At 65.8% G+C, this 13,671-nt stretch carries 15 protein-coding genes; 5 read left to right on the forward strand and 10 right to left on the reverse strand.

All coding sequences use genetic code 11. The annotated features are described in order from the left end of the window. Positions 1-60: 60 nt before the first annotated feature. The gene (locus RDV64_RS04680; protein WP_309198120.1) at positions 61-930 is read right to left on the reverse strand and encodes a PhzF family phenazine biosynthesis protein; all 870 of its coding nucleotides are present in this window, start codon (positions 928-930) and stop codon (positions 61-63) included. Between the two features lie 48 nt (positions 931-978). Here RDV64_RS04680 and RDV64_RS04685 point away from each other — a divergent pair, with 48 nt between their 5' ends. The 4 genes from RDV64_RS04685 (at position 979) to RDV64_RS04700 (ending at position 4,475) form a co-directional block, all read left to right on the forward strand. Then, complete coding sequence (locus RDV64_RS04685) at positions 979-1,794, forward strand: lytic murein transglycosylase (RefSeq protein ID WP_309198121.1); 816 nt, start codon at positions 979-981, stop codon at positions 1,792-1,794. A 112-nt stretch (positions 1,795-1,906) separates the two neighbouring features. Further along, a complete protein-coding gene (locus tag RDV64_RS04690) occupies positions 1,907-2,722 on the forward strand; it encodes a pentapeptide repeat-containing protein (protein WP_309198122.1) in 816 nt (271 codons plus the stop codon). 128 nt (positions 2,723-2,850) lie between these two features. Further along, on the forward strand, positions 2,851-3,099 hold the full coding sequence (locus RDV64_RS04695; RefSeq protein WP_309198123.1) for a hypothetical protein: 249 nt from the start codon (positions 2,851-2,853) through the stop codon (positions 3,097-3,099). Between the two features lie 104 nt (positions 3,100-3,203). Next, a complete protein-coding gene (locus tag RDV64_RS04700) occupies positions 3,204-4,475 on the forward strand; it encodes a sodium:proton antiporter (protein WP_309198124.1) in 1,272 nt (423 codons plus the stop codon). An 8-nt stretch (positions 4,476-4,483) separates the two neighbouring features. Here RDV64_RS04700 and RDV64_RS04705 read toward each other — a convergent pair whose 3' ends face one another. Beyond that, positions 4,484-5,131, reverse strand: coding sequence for a TetR/AcrR family transcriptional regulator (locus RDV64_RS04705; RefSeq protein ID WP_309198125.1), 648 nt, complete (start codon positions 5,129-5,131; stop codon positions 4,484-4,486). A gap of 120 nt (positions 5,132-5,251) precedes the next feature. Here RDV64_RS04705 and RDV64_RS04710 point away from each other — a divergent pair, with 120 nt between their 5' ends. Beyond that, complete coding sequence (locus tag RDV64_RS04710; RefSeq protein WP_309198126.1) at positions 5,252-6,301, forward strand: Glu/Leu/Phe/Val dehydrogenase dimerization domain-containing protein; 1,050 nt, start codon at positions 5,252-5,254, stop codon at positions 6,299-6,301. A gap of 33 nt (positions 6,302-6,334) precedes the next feature. Here RDV64_RS04710 and RDV64_RS04715 read toward each other — a convergent pair whose 3' ends face one another. The 8 genes from RDV64_RS04715 to RDV64_RS04750 form a co-directional block, all read right to left on the reverse strand. Further along, complete coding sequence (locus tag RDV64_RS04715) at positions 6,335-6,751, reverse strand: GNAT family acetyltransferase (RefSeq protein ID WP_309198127.1); 417 nt, start codon at positions 6,749-6,751, stop codon at positions 6,335-6,337. Between the two features lie 2 nt (positions 6,752-6,753). Next, entirely contained in the window at positions 6,754-8,079 is a 1,326-nt protein-coding gene (gene hisD, locus RDV64_RS04720; RefSeq protein WP_309198128.1) for a histidinol dehydrogenase, read from the reverse strand. Positions 8,080-8,087: 8 nt separating this feature from the next. Continuing rightward, positions 8,088-8,882 (reverse strand): ABC transporter permease, encoded by a 795-nt coding sequence (locus RDV64_RS04725; protein WP_309198129.1) that lies wholly within the window; start codon positions 8,880-8,882, stop codon positions 8,088-8,090. 91 nt (positions 8,883-8,973) lie between these two features. After that, entirely contained in the window at positions 8,974-9,849 is an 876-nt protein-coding gene (locus tag RDV64_RS04730) for an ABC transporter permease (RefSeq protein WP_309198130.1), read from the reverse strand. A 40-nt stretch (positions 9,850-9,889) separates the two neighbouring features. Next, positions 9,890-10,966 carry a PotD/PotF family extracellular solute-binding protein gene (locus RDV64_RS04735; protein WP_309198131.1) on the reverse strand — a complete coding sequence of 359 codons (1,077 nt, stop codon included), beginning with the start codon at positions 10,964-10,966 and terminating at the stop codon, positions 9,890-9,892. A gap of 19 nt (positions 10,967-10,985) precedes the next feature. Further along, entirely contained in the window at positions 10,986-12,068 is a 1,083-nt protein-coding gene (locus tag RDV64_RS04740) for an ABC transporter ATP-binding protein (protein WP_309198132.1), read from the reverse strand. Beyond that, positions 12,065-12,787, reverse strand: a complete 723-nt coding sequence (locus RDV64_RS04745) for a class I SAM-dependent methyltransferase (protein ID WP_309198133.1) — start codon at positions 12,785-12,787, stop codon at positions 12,065-12,067. Before RDV64_RS04745 ends, RDV64_RS04740 begins: the two co-directional genes overlap by 4 nt. Positions 12,788-12,844: 57 nt before the next feature. After that, entirely contained in the window at positions 12,845-13,618 is a 774-nt protein-coding gene (locus RDV64_RS04750) for an SDR family oxidoreductase (protein ID WP_309199433.1), read from the reverse strand. Positions 13,619-13,671 lie beyond the last annotated feature (53 nt).

Below are 13,671 nucleotides of genomic sequence, written 5' to 3' on the forward strand. Positions count from 1 at the left end.
CACACGAAAAAACCGGGCCCTGTGCCCGGTTTTTTTTTGCTTCGCCCAGAGCTTCCGGCGTCAGAAGACCATCGTCCCCTCAGCCATAAGCACCACGTCGCCGGACAGCCGGACTTCCGTCACGGCGCCGTCTGCAATGTCGATCCCGAGCCGCAGCACGGCGCGGTGGCCCATCTCCACGCCCTGCAAAAAGGTGAGTTCGTGCGTACCGTCTCCGGCACCGCCCCATTGCGCAAACAGCGCGGCAAACGCCACGGCAGCGGACCCCGTCGCCGGGTCTTCGTAGATGTTGTGCTCAGGCGCGAACATCCGGCACTGAAAAGCCCCCTCGCCGGTGGGGGCAATCACGTAAAGGCTCTCATAGCCCGCACCCAGCGCCTTGATGGCGTTGGTATCGAGCCGGATGGCCGCCAGCCGGTCGGCCGACGCAACAGGCGTCACCGTCCACCGCGGACCGCTAGTGGCGCGCACCGGTTTGTAGGCGCCGAAGCCGAGCTCCGCTTCGTCCAGCCCCAGAACCCCGGCCAGAACGCTCGTGGAAACCACACCGTCTTCAAGCGCTGGAATTTGGGGCGCGACAACTGTCGCACCGCTGGCGTCCGGCGCAATGGTGCAGCGGGTTACGCCGGCCGGCAGCTCCAGCGACACCGTGGCAAGGCCGCCGGCGCGCCGCGCAGCCGCCACCGCGCCGCCCACCGTGGGGTGGCCGGCAAACGGCATTTCCATGGTTGGCGTGAAGATCCGCGCCTTGTGCGTGTTGGCCGCATCCTCGGGCGGCATGAGAAAGATCGTCTCGGACAGGTTGAAGGCCTTCGCAATCGCCTGCATCGCCTCGCCCGGCAGGTCGCCTGCGTCATAAACGACCGCGAGCGGGTTGCCCTCCAGCGGAGCAGACGCGAACACGTCAAAAATCTGATAGGAATGGGTCATGGGAGCATTTGTCCTTGCAATGCTCTCCTCTGCGTCAGGGAAATTGTCATGCGCAAGACCTTTTATCGTGCGATCGCCGCGGGCTTTGTCACCGCCGTCCTTGCCACGCCGGTGGCCGCCGCGCCGTGCGGCAACACTTCAGCCGGCTTCAACGCCTGGCTGGCCGCCTTCAAGCAGGAGGCCGTGGCCAAGGGCATCCGCCCGTCCACCGTTGAATCCGCACTGGCAGGCGTCAAATATTCCAGCCGCGTGATCGGCTTCGACCGCAACCAGAAATCGTTCAAGCTCTCGTTCGATCAGTTCTGGAAGCGCCGTGTTAACGACGCGATGATCCGGCGCGGCCGCAAGTACATTGCCGACAATGCCGCCATGATGAACCGCATCGAGCAGCGCTTCGGCGTTCCCGCGGGGCTCGTGGTCGCGGTCTGGGCGCTGGAGAGCGGTTTCGGCCGCGATTCGGGCAACCTGCCGATCATCCGGTCGCTTGCAACGCTGTCCTATGATTGCCGCCGGAGCGAGTTCTTCACCACCGAGCTCATCGCCGCATTGAAGATCATCGACCGGGGCGACATGCGGGCTGCCGACATGCGCGGCGCCTGGGCCGGTGAAATCGGGCAGACGCAATTCCTGGCCGAGCGCTATCTCAGCGACGCGGTGGATTTCGACGGCGATGGCCGGCGCGATCTCGTCAATTCCGTGCCCGATGTCCTGGCGTCCACGGCCAACTGGTTCGCCAAGCACGGCTGGCAGCGCGGCCAGCCATTCGGCCCCGGCACCGCCAATTATGCGGTGATCGGGCAGTGGAACAGAGCCACCGTGTACCAGCAGACCATCGCCCGCCTCGCTTCCGAGCTTGATTCGTAAGCCCGGCGCAAGATTTAACCTCGCCCCGCCCTAGATGGAAAAAAAATAGGGCGGCGAACAGGACCTCGCGATGTGGGCGGGGCCTTGAGCCTTCATCACCGGAGTAGAGTTCATGTTTCTGGAAGGGCTTTGCGTGACTTTGATGCTGTGCACCGCCACAGCGACTGCCGCCGACGAGATTTCGCGCGAGCAGATCATCGCCGACAAGGGCTGCGCCGACTGCGACCTCGTTCTGCGCAGCCTTCGCGACCTCAATATCGAGAATGCGGATTTTTCCGAAGCGACCCTGCGCGAAGCCGACCTGAAGGCCGCCATGCTGCCCGGCGGCAAATTTCGCGAAGGTGACCTGCAGCGGACCGAAGCCGAAAAGGCCGTTTTCACCGCGGCGGACTTCACCCACGCCAAGATGCGCAACATCGACCTCGAAAAGGCCGTGCTGAAGGACGCGGTTCTGCACAAAGCAGACCTGCGCGACGCCGACCTGTCGGAGGCTGACCTGAGCGGGGCGGACCTGACCGACGCGGACCTGCGCGGCGCGCTTGTCCGCCGTGCGAGCCTCATGGGGGCGCGGCTGACTGACGTGCTGGCGCGCGATGCCGACTTCGAGCGCACGGATCTGGCCGGCGCCGTCCTCGTCGACGGGGACTTTCAGCGCTCCGATTTTGACAGGGCCGACTTGTCCGGCGCCGTTCTTTCCGGAGCAGACCTCAGCGGCGGTCGCTTCACCAGCGCCAATTTCAGCGGTGCTGATTTTGGGAATGCCAACGTCGACGATGCCCTCCTCCGCCGCACGAACCTTGCCGGTGCGGACCTGTCGGACGTCCGCGGCTTGACCAAGACGCAGCTTCGGCTTGCCTGTGGCGACGACAAGACGCGGCTGCCTCGCGGGTTTACCATCGCCAAGTGTCCCGCCATCATGCTCGACTGACCGCGGCGCAAGGAATGCACAAACATACTTTCAGGTAACAATTCTTGCACCGGCCGGAAAAAGCACCAGATCAGTACGGGACGCGGCGAGGACGCCGCTCATTCCCGCTTCAATCGAAGGGCAACGCCATGAATGTTGTTAATGCCGCCCGTTCCGCTCTCGCGATCGTCGCTGTCACGGCAGTGCTGATTGCCGCCTTTATGGTCGGCACGGTCGTTGCGATCTGTCTCGCCATTGTGGGTGGGGCTGCGATGCTTCTCTCGCCCCGGCGCGAGGAAGAGCCCGTCCGCGCCCGTGTTCACGCCACCCAGCGCCGCCCCGCGACGATCATCGATGGCGAATACGAAATTGTCTCCGGTCACCATCGTCAGGACTGATCTTTCAGCCGCGATTGCCGAAACCCTCTTCACAAGCGCACGGGTTTTGAAAGAGACATAGGTCTGCCACCGGGCGCATCCGCGCCCGTCATGGGAGATTGTGCGTGAACCCGTCGGACTTGCTCATTCTGGCGGGCGCCGTGCTCGCCTTTTCGCTGCTGTCGAAAAAAGCCGAGGACAGCCTCGTCACGCCGCCCATGGCGTTTGCAGCGCTTGGCGTTGTCGTCAGCGGTGCCGGCCTTGGACTGATCGAGCTGCCGGCGACCAGCGCACTCATCCACGCGCTGGCTGAAATCACCCTCATCCTGACGCTGTTCACCGATGCATCGCGCATCGACGTGACCGAGCTCAGCGTCCAGCACGCCATCCCCATCCGCCTCCTCCTGATCGGCTTGCCTCTGGCAATCATTGCCGGCACCGGCGCGGCCTGGCTGCTGTTTCCAGCGCTTGGCCTCTGGGGCGCTGCAATCCTTGGCGTCATCCTGGCACCGACGGATGCCGCGCTCGGTCAGTCCGTGGTGGCCAACCCGAGGGTGCCCCAGCGCATCCGCCAGGCCATCAACGTGGAAAGCGGCCTCAACGACGGCCTCGCCTTTCCGGCCTTGCTGGTGGTCGCCGCCCTTGCGCAGGCGAGCGTGGACAAGAGCACGGCCGACTTTGTCACCTTTGCCGCATTGCAGATCCTGCTCGGTCCGGCAGCGGGTGTTTTTGTGGGCTGGGCCGGGTCATGGGCGGCTGAGAAGGCGCTCGCCCATGACTGGATGGCTGAGATCTACCTCAAGATCGGGACACTGGCGCTGCCGCTGGTGGCCTACGGCGGCGCCGAGCTCATTGGCGGCAACGGCTTCATCGCGGCCTTTGCCTGCGGGCTGGTGGTGGCCGCCCGCTCCAATGCGGTGCGGGCCGCCGCAGGCGCGTTCGGGGAGGCCGAGGGCCAGCTTCTGACGCTGATCGTCTTCACCCTTTTCGGTGCTATCCTGCTGCCGGACATTGCGTCCGACGTCGGCTGGCGCCATCTGCTCTACGCCGTGCTGTCGCTCACCGTTCTGCGGATGGTGCCGGTTGCGCTCAGCCTCGTTGGTGCACCGGTGCGGCCGGTCACGGTGCTGTTCATCGGCTGGTTCGGCCCGCGGGGGCTCGCCTCGATCATCTACCTGCTTCTGGTGCTGGAGGAATACGACGTCGGCGACATGACCGATGTGAAGGCCACCGTCATTCTCACGGTCGCCCTGTCGATCATCCTCCACGGCATCAGCGCCAGTCCCCTCGCCAAGGCCTACGGCGCGAACGCTGATGAAGACCACCCCGAGAGCCGTCCCCTGAAGGGCTTTGCGCTGCGCCTGCGCAGCCACGGCGGCAAGAAGCACCCGCGCTGAACTGAAGGCTAGCGCAGATAGCTGAGGACCACGTCGGCGATGTGCTCGCGCCGTGCATCCAGCGCCTCCGGCGCATTGAGGTCGCGGACAAAGATGGTCGACAGGGTGTGGCGGTTGGAGAGGTAGAAGAACCCCAGCGCGGCGATGGAGATGTAGATCTGCACGGGGTCCACATCCTTTCGGAAGATGCCCTCCTCGGCGCCGCGCTTGAGAATGGTCGCAATCATCCCCACCAGCGGCGAATGCATGTCCCGCACCCGCTCCGATTTTTGCAGGTGCTGCGCCTTGTGCATGTTTTCGGTGTTGAGAAGGCTGAGAAATTCCGGATGGGCGACAAAGTAGTCCCATGTGAAGAGGACGAGGCTCCGCATCGCTTCCACCGGCGGCAGGTGGCTGAGGCGGAGCTTGTTCTCGGCGCTGCGGATGCCGGCGTAGGCCTCCTCCAGCACGGCGAGGTAGAGCCCCTCCTTGTTGCCGAAATAATGGTACAGCATCCGCTTGTTGATCTGTGCGCGGGCCGCAACCTCGTTGACGCTGGCACCGGAAAATCCGTGTGACGTGAACTCGACGGTTGCCGCGGCAAGAATGGCGGCACGGGTCCGCTCGGCATCCCGCACCGGGGTTTTCTTCCGCGCGGCGGGGGTGGAAACGGACAACGGGCAACCTTCGCGACAGCGTCAGAGTGTATCAGCAACGGCTGCGCCGGTTGCCTGCGTACCGTCACGTTAGCACTTCATACTGCATCCGTTCGACCCAAAATCGGCGAGGCTGAGCCCATGTTCGACAATCCCGCATTCGACGGACACGAGACCGTCGTTCACACCTACGACCAGAACAGCGGGCTTTGCGCCATCGTTGCGGTCCACAACACGCAGCGCGGCCCCTCGCTCGGCGGCGTGCGGGCGTGGACCTACGCCAACGCCACCGGCGCACTGACCGACGCGCTGCGTCTCTCCCGCGCCATGACGTACAAGGCGGCCATGGCCGACCTGCCGCTGGGGGGCGGCAAGGCTGTGCTGATGCTTCCCGGCCGGGGCGCGAAGACGCCCGGCATGTTCGAGGCGCTGGGCGAGATGGTGGACGGTCTCGGCGGCCGCTACATCGCCGCAGAAGACATCGGCTCCACGCCGGACGACATGAAGCGCATTGCCGCCCGCACCCGCCATGTGACCGGCCTTCCCCTGGCTGCCGGCGGCAGGGGCGACCCCTCCCCCGCAACGGCGGACGGGGTGTTTGCTGGCGTTGCGGCCACCGCGCGCGCCATCGGGCGGGACCTCTGCAACCTTCACGTCACCATCCAGGGCCTCGGCAATGTGGGCTTCGGTCTGGCCGCGCGGCTGCGCGCTGCCGGGGCACGGCTCACCGTGGCGGACATCGACCGCACCGCAGTGCGCCGCGCCGTGGCCGAGCTTGGTGCCACTGTGGTGGACGTGCGCGACATTGCTGCCGTGGAGGCAGACATTTTCTCCCCCAACGCACTGGGCAGCGTCCTGAACCGGCAGACAATTGCGCAGCTGAAGGTCGCCGCCGTGGCGGGCGCTGCCAACAACCAGCTCGCGACACCTGAAGACGGTGAGTTCCTGCGCGCCCGCGGCATCCTCTACGCGCCGGACTACGTGCTGAATGCCGGCGGCGTCATCAAGATGTGTGCGGACTATTTTGGCTGGGACGATGCGGCCGTCCGCTCACGGATCGACGGGATCGGCGACCGTCTGGAGGCCATCTTCGCGGAAGCCAGCCGCCGGAGCGAGCCCACTTCAGCCGTGGCGGACCGGATGGCGGAGGCCCGCTTCCAGCCGCCCCGGCTCCTCGCCCGCACCGGCTGACAAACCCGGCGGTCCGCAAAAACGCCAGCCCGCCTAAAGCCTTTTGGCGAGGACGAGCCGCTCTTCCTCGCCATAGCCGAGAGCGCGGTAGAAAGCCGCCACGGCACGGTTTTCCGGCCGAACCATCAGGTTGAGCTTTGGCGCGCCGTGCAGGCGCAGCCACGCTTCCACGGCTGCCATCATCGCCGCGCCGTGCCCCGCTCGCTGGTGCCCGGGAGCAACCGCCATGTAGTAGACCGCGCCGCGATGCCCATCGTGGCCGACCATGGCGGTGGCCACAGTGTCCGCGCCAATCCGCCCCACCAGCAAGGCCGAGGCCGGCCCATTGACCGCACGGACAATATCCGCGCGCGGATCATTCCAGGCGCGTGTCAGACCGCACGCCTCCCACAGGGTGACGATCGCGCCGATCTGCGCCTCATCCGGCGTGGAAAGCGGCGCGATCTCCACGCCTACTCTCCGTTGAACGCCTTTTCGCGCAGCGGCGACACCGCGTTGGCGTGGGCCTCGAAGCCTTCATACTCGGCAAAGCGGCGCACCTGCGGGGCGAGGCTGTCGTAGCCCTTCTTCGTCACGTGGGCGATGGATGTCAGCTTCAGATAATCGTGCACACCCAGCGGCGAACGGGTCATGGCGGTGGCGTTTGTGGGCAGCACAGCGTTGGGGCCCAGCGCGTAGTTGCCAAGGCAGATGGCGCTGTGCTCGCCCAGCAGGATCTCGCCGGCATTCTTCAACGCGCCGAGATAGTCGTAGGGGCTCTTGGAGTGCACCTGCAGGTGCTCGGGCGCATAATCGTTGGTGAAGGCGATGGCGTCCTCCATCGTCTCGCACACGACGATGCCGCCCCGCGCGCCGCACAGCACAGCCTGGCTGTAGCCGGTGCGCTCGTCGCCCATGTGCGCCCAGTAGCCCGGAATGGCGGCCAGAACCTCGTCGGCCACCCGCTGCGAATTGGTCACCAGATAGGCCGACGAGTCCGGGCCGTGCTCGCTCTCGTTGAGAAGATCCAGCGCGGCGACGCGGCCGTTGGCGGTCTCATCGGCCAGAACGATCGACTCTGACGGGCCGGCGGGGGGGCCGGGGTCGATCATGCCCGACAGGAGCCGCTTGGCGGCAATCACCCACGGGCTGCCGGGGCCGACGAATTTTACGCACTTGGGCACGGTCTGCGTGCCGTACGCAACGGCGGCGACGGCCTGCGCCCCGCCGCACTTGAACACGCGCTCCACGCCCGCAAGACGCGCGGCGACCAGCGTTGCAGCGTCCACCTTCCCGTCCGGCCCTGGCGGCGTCACGATGATCGGCAGCGGCACACCGGCCACCACCGCCGGCACCGCCGTCATGTTGACGACCGACGGGAACGAGCCCTTGCCGCGGGGCACGTAGCAGGCGACGGACGGGATGGGGCTCGACCGCTCGCCGCAATGGATGCCGGGCGCCATCTCCTTCATCCACATTTCCGTCGGCATCTGCGCTTCGTGGAAACGGCGCACATTGTCGACGGCCATCTCCAGAACGTCGATCATCTCGCGCTCGACACTGTCGAACGCGGCATCGAAATCGGCCGGTGTTGCGGCGATCGCGTCTTCGGTGACGGGTGACTTGTCGAATTGCTGCGCAAAGCGGGCGAGCGCGGCGTCGCCTTCGGTGCGCACCGCCTCGATGATGGGAGCGGCCTTTTCCATGAACGGACCGAGGTCGCCCTCCACGCGGGTGAGAAGTTTTGCGCGGGCCTCCGCCGACAGGGATTTGAGGACGTGGACGCTGACTTCAGGCATTGGCGGTTTCACTTCGATTTCAGAAAGATGTCGAGGCCGACGAGACGGTCGAGGAGCCACACGGCCACGAGTGCGATGAGAATGTATAGCACCGAGACGGCCGCAAGGTCGGGCGTGATGACGCTGCGGATGGAATTGTAGATCTGCACTGGGAGCGTGACTGTGCGGCTGTCGGTCAGAAACAGGCTCACCAGAAACTCGTTGAACGCCAGAATGAACATGAGGAGCGCGCCGGTGATGACGCCGGGCGCCACCGCGGGCAGCGTGACCGTGAGGAAGGCCGCCAGCGGCCCCGCGCCGCAATTGGCCGCGGCGTTCTCGATCTCGGGGTCGAGCGCGTTCACCGATGCGGCCACCGCCCAGATCATGAAGGGCAGGTTGATGATGCAAAGCCCCACCCCCACCGGCCAGAGCTGGCCCAGAATGCGGATCTCGCCGAACAGCAGCATCATCGCAATGCCAGAGACCACCAACGGAATGGTGAATGGCAGGAGCAGGTAGACCTGAATGGCGGTTCGCGCCCGGAAGCGGTAGCGCGCCAACGCGATTGCGGCCAGCGTGCCAGCTGGGATCGCCACCAGCGTGCAGATGATCGACACGTAAAAGGTGCGCCCCAGAGCCTGCTTGAAGCTGTCCAGCGCCCACATCTCGCCGTACCAGCGCAGTGACAGCCCGTCCGGCGGAAACGCGATGATATCGCCCGCCGTGAACGACGCGCCGATGACGATGAGCGTCGGCAGGCTGAGCGTGATCAGCGAGAAGGCGGTGAGCGTCCACAGGACGATGGCTTTGGAAAGGTTCATGGACAGCTTTAAGGTGACGTGCCGGAACTATGCAGGTTTTTTGCCGGAATGTTGAGGGCGCGGATCGCCGCCCTTCCCCGTGCCGGCCCGCTCAATCGCTTTGCCTGAAGCCCAGCGTACCCGTCCCCGCCAGCGCAAAAACCAGCGCCACGATGAGGCTGCCGATCAGCGTGAGGACAATGGCTAGGGCAGCGCCGAGGCCGGAATTGGAAATCTGGAAGAACGCGTCGTAGATGGCGCTGGCGAAGAAATCCTGCGTGCCGCCACCCAGAATCTCCGGCATCGCGAAGTCGGTCAGCGTCAGCGTGAACACCACCACGGATGCGCCGATGAGGCCGGGCCGCGCCATTGGCAGGACAACGTGCGCGAATGTGGCAACCCAGCTTGCGCCGAGCCCTTCGGACGCGCGCTCGATATCTTCCGGGATGGCCGACAGCGCGGGGATGATGAGAAGCACCGCAAAGGGCAGCATGTACTGGATGAGGCCGAACAGGACCGTGCCGTAGGTGAACAGCATTTCCTGCGGCGGCAGCCCGAGCCCGGTGAGCGCCGAATTTACCAGCCCCTCCCGGCCCAGAATGATGAGCCAGCCATAGGCGCGGACCACCTGTCCGATGAAGAAGGGCAGGAACAGCGCCACCAGCAGTGCCTTGCGCACCCCAGCCGAGGCGGTGCGCACAAGAAGATAGGCGTATGGGAAGGCAAGCAGCAGCGTGACCGCGGTGACGATGGCAGCACCCGCCAGCGTGCGCGCCAGAATGCGCCACGTGACGCCGCGGCCAAGCGCCGTCTCGTAGTTGGCGAAGGTGTATTCGGGCTTCAGGCGGTAGGTGGAAATGTCGAGCTCGTGGAGCGACAGCTCCAGCATCCAGCCAAGGCCGATCAGAAGCACGCCCACCAGAAGGAGGGCCGGCGCCAGAAGGAGCCAGCCGGCGAAGCGGCGTTTGGTGGGCGTATCTGTGTTCATGTGCAAATGGAGGGGCCGCCGGGGTGGCGGCCCGCCCGGATCAGCCCTGGAAGATTTCGGAGAATTTGGAGAACCAGATCGGCTGGTTTTCCACCAGGATCGGCGTCGGCACCGACACCAGATCGGCAAAATCCTCAGGCTTTGTGGGATAGGACGGGTCGCCCACAAGGTCCGCCGGGGGCGCGATGCCGGGGTAGACCGGCGGCAGGCCAAGGGCGCCGCACCAGGCCTTCTGCGCTTCTTCGGTGAGGGCGTAGTTGACCAGTTCCTTGGCCCAGTGCTCCTCGTTGGCGGGCAGGCCCTTGGGGATCCACAGCCCGTCGGTGTCGACCTTGCAGCCTTCCTTGGGGACGGTCCACTCCACGTTGATGCCGCTCTGCTTGGCCGCCCGCGCATTCACCGAGATAGTGCACGCAAGGTCGATCTCGCCATTCTGGAACCAGGACGTGAAGTCCGGATCTTCACCCAGAAGCGGCGCGTTGGCCTTCAGCTTGCGGTAGAATTCCCATGCGGGCTCCATGTTGCCCGGAATGTCGTCGAACGTGCCGCCACCGGCAAGGACAGCAATGGGGTTGAAGCCGATCCCGTCGTCATACAGCGCGACCCGGCCCTTGAACTTGGGGTCCAGCATCACCGTCCAGCTGTCGGGCGGGCCATCGGGGAAGGCTTCCGGCCGGTACGCGCAGACATAGACATAGGCGTAGGTGTTGACGAGCGGGTAGCCTTCGAGGCCCACCGGCTTGGCAAGCGGCAGCAGACCCTTGAGGTTGGAGAGGTCCGACAGGTCCACCGTGACGCCGCGCAGCGCCGAGATGGTGGCGTTGGTGGAGGTGTCCCAGTTGACGTGGATCGGCGGGATCCGGCCCTGGTCGACGGCGGCCCAGATCTTCGGCTTGATTTCGTTGTCCTCGGTAAAGTCGAGGCGGACGGGAACGCCGGTCTTTGCGGTGAAGGGATCGGTCACGCCGGACTTCAGCGCATCGCCCCAGGCACCGCCCCAGGCGCGGACGATCAGCTCGGAGGGCTTGTCCTGCGCCCGCAGGATGGACGGCATGGCCAGCACGGACGCGCCAGCGGCGGTCCCCGCAAGCACGGTACGACGGGTCAATTTGGTCATGTGATGCTCCTTGGTGTTTTCATTTTGGGAACGCGAACAGATGCGCCTTGTCGAAGCCCACGGTGACCGGGTCTCCGACGCTAAAGGGGGCATGGCTGGCGGGGTCGAGGTCGAACGCCTGCACCGATGGGCCGCCGAGCGCCGAGACGTCCACAATCAGCGCGGTGCGCTCGCCCTCGAACACCACCTGCGCCACGCGGCCGTGCAATTCGTTGTCCAGCCCCAGCGGGCCGTCTCCTGCCACAATGGTGACGTGCTCGGCACGGACCGCGCAGTCGACCTCTGCGCCTGCATCGGCGGCGCCCCGCGCCAGCAGCGTCGTCTCGCCGATGCGCACGCAGAGGCTTTCGCCGTCGGCCTTTTCGACCTTGCCCGGAAGCATCGAGGTAACGCCGAGGAACGTCGCGACAAAGCGGGTTTTGGGGGCGTGGTAGAGCGTGTGCGGGGTGTCGGTCTGCTGGATGCGGCCCTCATTCATCACCACAATCTTGTCGGACATCACCAGCGCTTCCCGCTGGTCGTGGGTCACGTTGATGGTGGTGACGCCGAGGTCCTGCTGGATGCGGCGAAATTCCAGCTGCATGTCTTCGCGCAGCTTCTTGTCGAGCGCCGACAGCGGCTCGTCCAGAAGGAGAAGATCGGGCCGGAAGGAAAGCGCACGGGCAATGGCAATGCGCTGCTGCTGGCCGCCGGACAGCTCGTGCGGGCGCCTGTCGCCAAGGCCGGGGAGCCGCACAAGGTCCAGCATTTCGGCAACACGGGGGCCGATTTCGGCCTTGGGGTGGCCGCGCCGGCGCATGGGGTAGGCGATGTTTTCCGCGGCCGTCATGTGCGGAAACAGGGCAAGGCGCTGGAACACCATGCCGATGGCACGTTTGTGCGCCGGCACCGCCGAAACGTCGTCCCCGTTGATGCGAATGCTGCCGGCACTCGGCCGTTCGAACCCGGCGAGCATGCGGAGCAGCGTGGTCTTGCCGCAGCCGGACGGGCCGACAATCGTGAGGAACTTGCCGCGATCCAGCGTGAATGCGGCGTCCGCCACCGCTTCGAACGTGCCGAAGCGCTTGGTCACTCCGTCGATCGCAACCATTTCAGAACTCATGCGATCTGCCCTTCCGGCTTGGTCCACGCCATGATCTGGAACCACGGCACCCGGCAATAGCGCGCCACGCGCGCCGGGTCACCGCCTGTGGGCACCGGTTCTTCAAATGCGCGCAGTATCAGCCCTCCGGCCAGAAAGGCGTGCATGTACTGGCCGAGCGGCCGGTGCCAGTTGCGCACGCGGATATCGTCCCACGCCACCCATTCGGCGCGCGGGGCCAGGTAGTCGTCCACCGGCCAGATGCTGTTGCCGTCCGCCTCCACAAAGCCGTGGTGCGGGTTGGCAGTGACCATCGGCGCGAGGTTTGCCACCAGCAACGTGCCGCCGGGCGCAAGAACACGGATCATCTCGGCAATGGCGCGGTCGATGTCGTCAATGTCGATCAGGGTGAGGTAGCTCACCACAAGGTCGAACCGCCCGATCTCGAAGGGCAGGGCTTCCGCAGTGCCGATCACGTACTGGCCGAGCGTGTCGCGGGTGCGGGCCTCGTCAATCAGCGCGGGCGTGGGGTCGAGCCCGGTTGCCGCAATGCCGGCATTGGCGAGCATCCGGCAGAAGCGGCCCTCACCGCAGCCCACATCCAGCGCACGCCGGGGCGGCTTTGCCGTGGCGTGCGCCATCATCGGGCCGTCGAGCACGTGTTTGCGCGCAAAATCGCCGCCGCCCTGCTGCGCTGCGATCCATCCCGCGGCGGACGATGACCAACCGCTGGCGGTCATTGCACACGCTGGGCGCTGGTGGCGACGGGTGGTTTCTTCGGGGTCGGACACATGGGTTCAGAGCGAAGCAAGAGTCCCGCCATCGACATAAATGATCTGCCCCGTCACATACGCCGAAGCGTCGCTCACAAGGAAGACTGCAGCGCCGCTGAGGTCGTCCATCTGGCCAAAACGCCGCATGGGGATTTTCGCCCGCATCGCGTCCTGCCAGGCGGGATCGGCGTAAAACCCCTCCGTCATTGCGGTGCGGAAATAGCCCGGGCCGAGCGCATTGACGCGGATTGCGGGCGCCCATTCGGCCGCTAGTGCGCGCGTCATCCCCAGAATGCCGGATTTTGAGGCGGTGTACGGCGTTGCGGTGGGAATGCCGACGGCCGAACTCAGCGAGCCGAGGTTGAGGATGGCGCCGGCCTCGGTCTGCCGGGCGAACGCCTGCGCCACGAAGAATGCCGCCTTGAGGTTGGTGCCGACGATGGTGTCCCACTGCGCTTCCGTCACGTCGCGCGAGGGGGCGACGTCCTCGGTGCCGGCATTGTTGACGAGGATGGTGGGCGTCAGGCCGTCAGCCGCAAGGTCGGCGAACAGGCGGTCGATCCCGCCCGGCGCGGCAAGATCGGCGGCCTTGGACACGCAGGTGCGCCCTGCCGCAGTGACCGCTTCGGCCGTCCGTTCAAGGCCATCTTGAGAGCGGGCGACGGCCACGATGTCTGCGCCCGCCTCGGCAAGGCCCACAGCGAGTGCCTGCCCGATCCCGCGGCTGGCTCCGGTGACAAGGGCAACGCGGCCGGCAAGACTGAAGCGATTGGTGATGGCGGAACCCCGGTCAAGCATATTTGCCACGAGGTTATGCGACCGTCTCCCCCCCTGCAACGCCCCCGCGTTGA

Source organism: Acuticoccus sp. MNP-M23 (genome assembly GCF_031195445.1).
Classification (GTDB): Bacteria; Pseudomonadota; Alphaproteobacteria; order Rhizobiales; family Amorphaceae; genus Acuticoccus.

What these genes read in the sequence shown, in the direction of transcription:
- RDV64_RS04750 (WP_309199433.1), bottom strand. Translation starts at nt 13,618, where the DNA reads ATGCTTGACCGGGGTTCCGCCATCACCAATCGCTTCAGTCTTGCCGGC.
- RDV64_RS04725 (WP_309198129.1), bottom strand. Translation starts at nt 8,882, where the DNA reads ATGAACCTTTCCAAAGCCATCGTCCTGTGGACGCTCACCGCCTTCTCG.
- RDV64_RS04735 (WP_309198131.1), bottom strand. Translation starts at nt 10,966, where the DNA reads ATGACCAAATTGACCCGTCGTACCGTGCTTGCGGGGACCGCCGCTGGC.
- RDV64_RS04695 (WP_309198123.1), top strand. Translation starts at nt 2,851, where the DNA reads ATGAATGTTGTTAATGCCGCCCGTTCCGCTCTCGCGATCGTCGCTGTC.
- RDV64_RS04680 (WP_309198120.1), bottom strand. Translation starts at nt 930, where the DNA reads ATGACCCATTCCTATCAGATTTTTGACGTGTTCGCGTCTGCTCCGCTG.
- RDV64_RS04745 (WP_309198133.1), bottom strand. Translation starts at nt 12,787, where the DNA reads ATGACCGCCAGCGGTTGGTCATCGTCCGCCGCGGGATGGATCGCAGCG.
- RDV64_RS04685 (WP_309198121.1), top strand. Translation starts at nt 979, where the DNA reads ATGCGCAAGACCTTTTATCGTGCGATCGCCGCGGGCTTTGTCACCGCC.
- RDV64_RS04730 (WP_309198130.1), bottom strand. Translation starts at nt 9,849, where the DNA reads ATGAACACAGATACGCCCACCAAACGCCGCTTCGCCGGCTGGCTCCTT.
- RDV64_RS04710 (WP_309198126.1), top strand. Translation starts at nt 5,252, where the DNA reads ATGTTCGACAATCCCGCATTCGACGGACACGAGACCGTCGTTCACACC.
- RDV64_RS04740 (WP_309198132.1), bottom strand. Translation starts at nt 12,068, where the DNA reads ATGAGTTCTGAAATGGTTGCGATCGACGGAGTGACCAAGCGCTTCGGC.
- hisD (WP_309198128.1), bottom strand. Translation starts at nt 8,079, where the DNA reads ATGCCTGAAGTCAGCGTCCACGTCCTCAAATCCCTGTCGGCGGAGGCC.
- RDV64_RS04690 (WP_309198122.1), top strand. Translation starts at nt 1,907, where the DNA reads ATGTTTCTGGAAGGGCTTTGCGTGACTTTGATGCTGTGCACCGCCACA.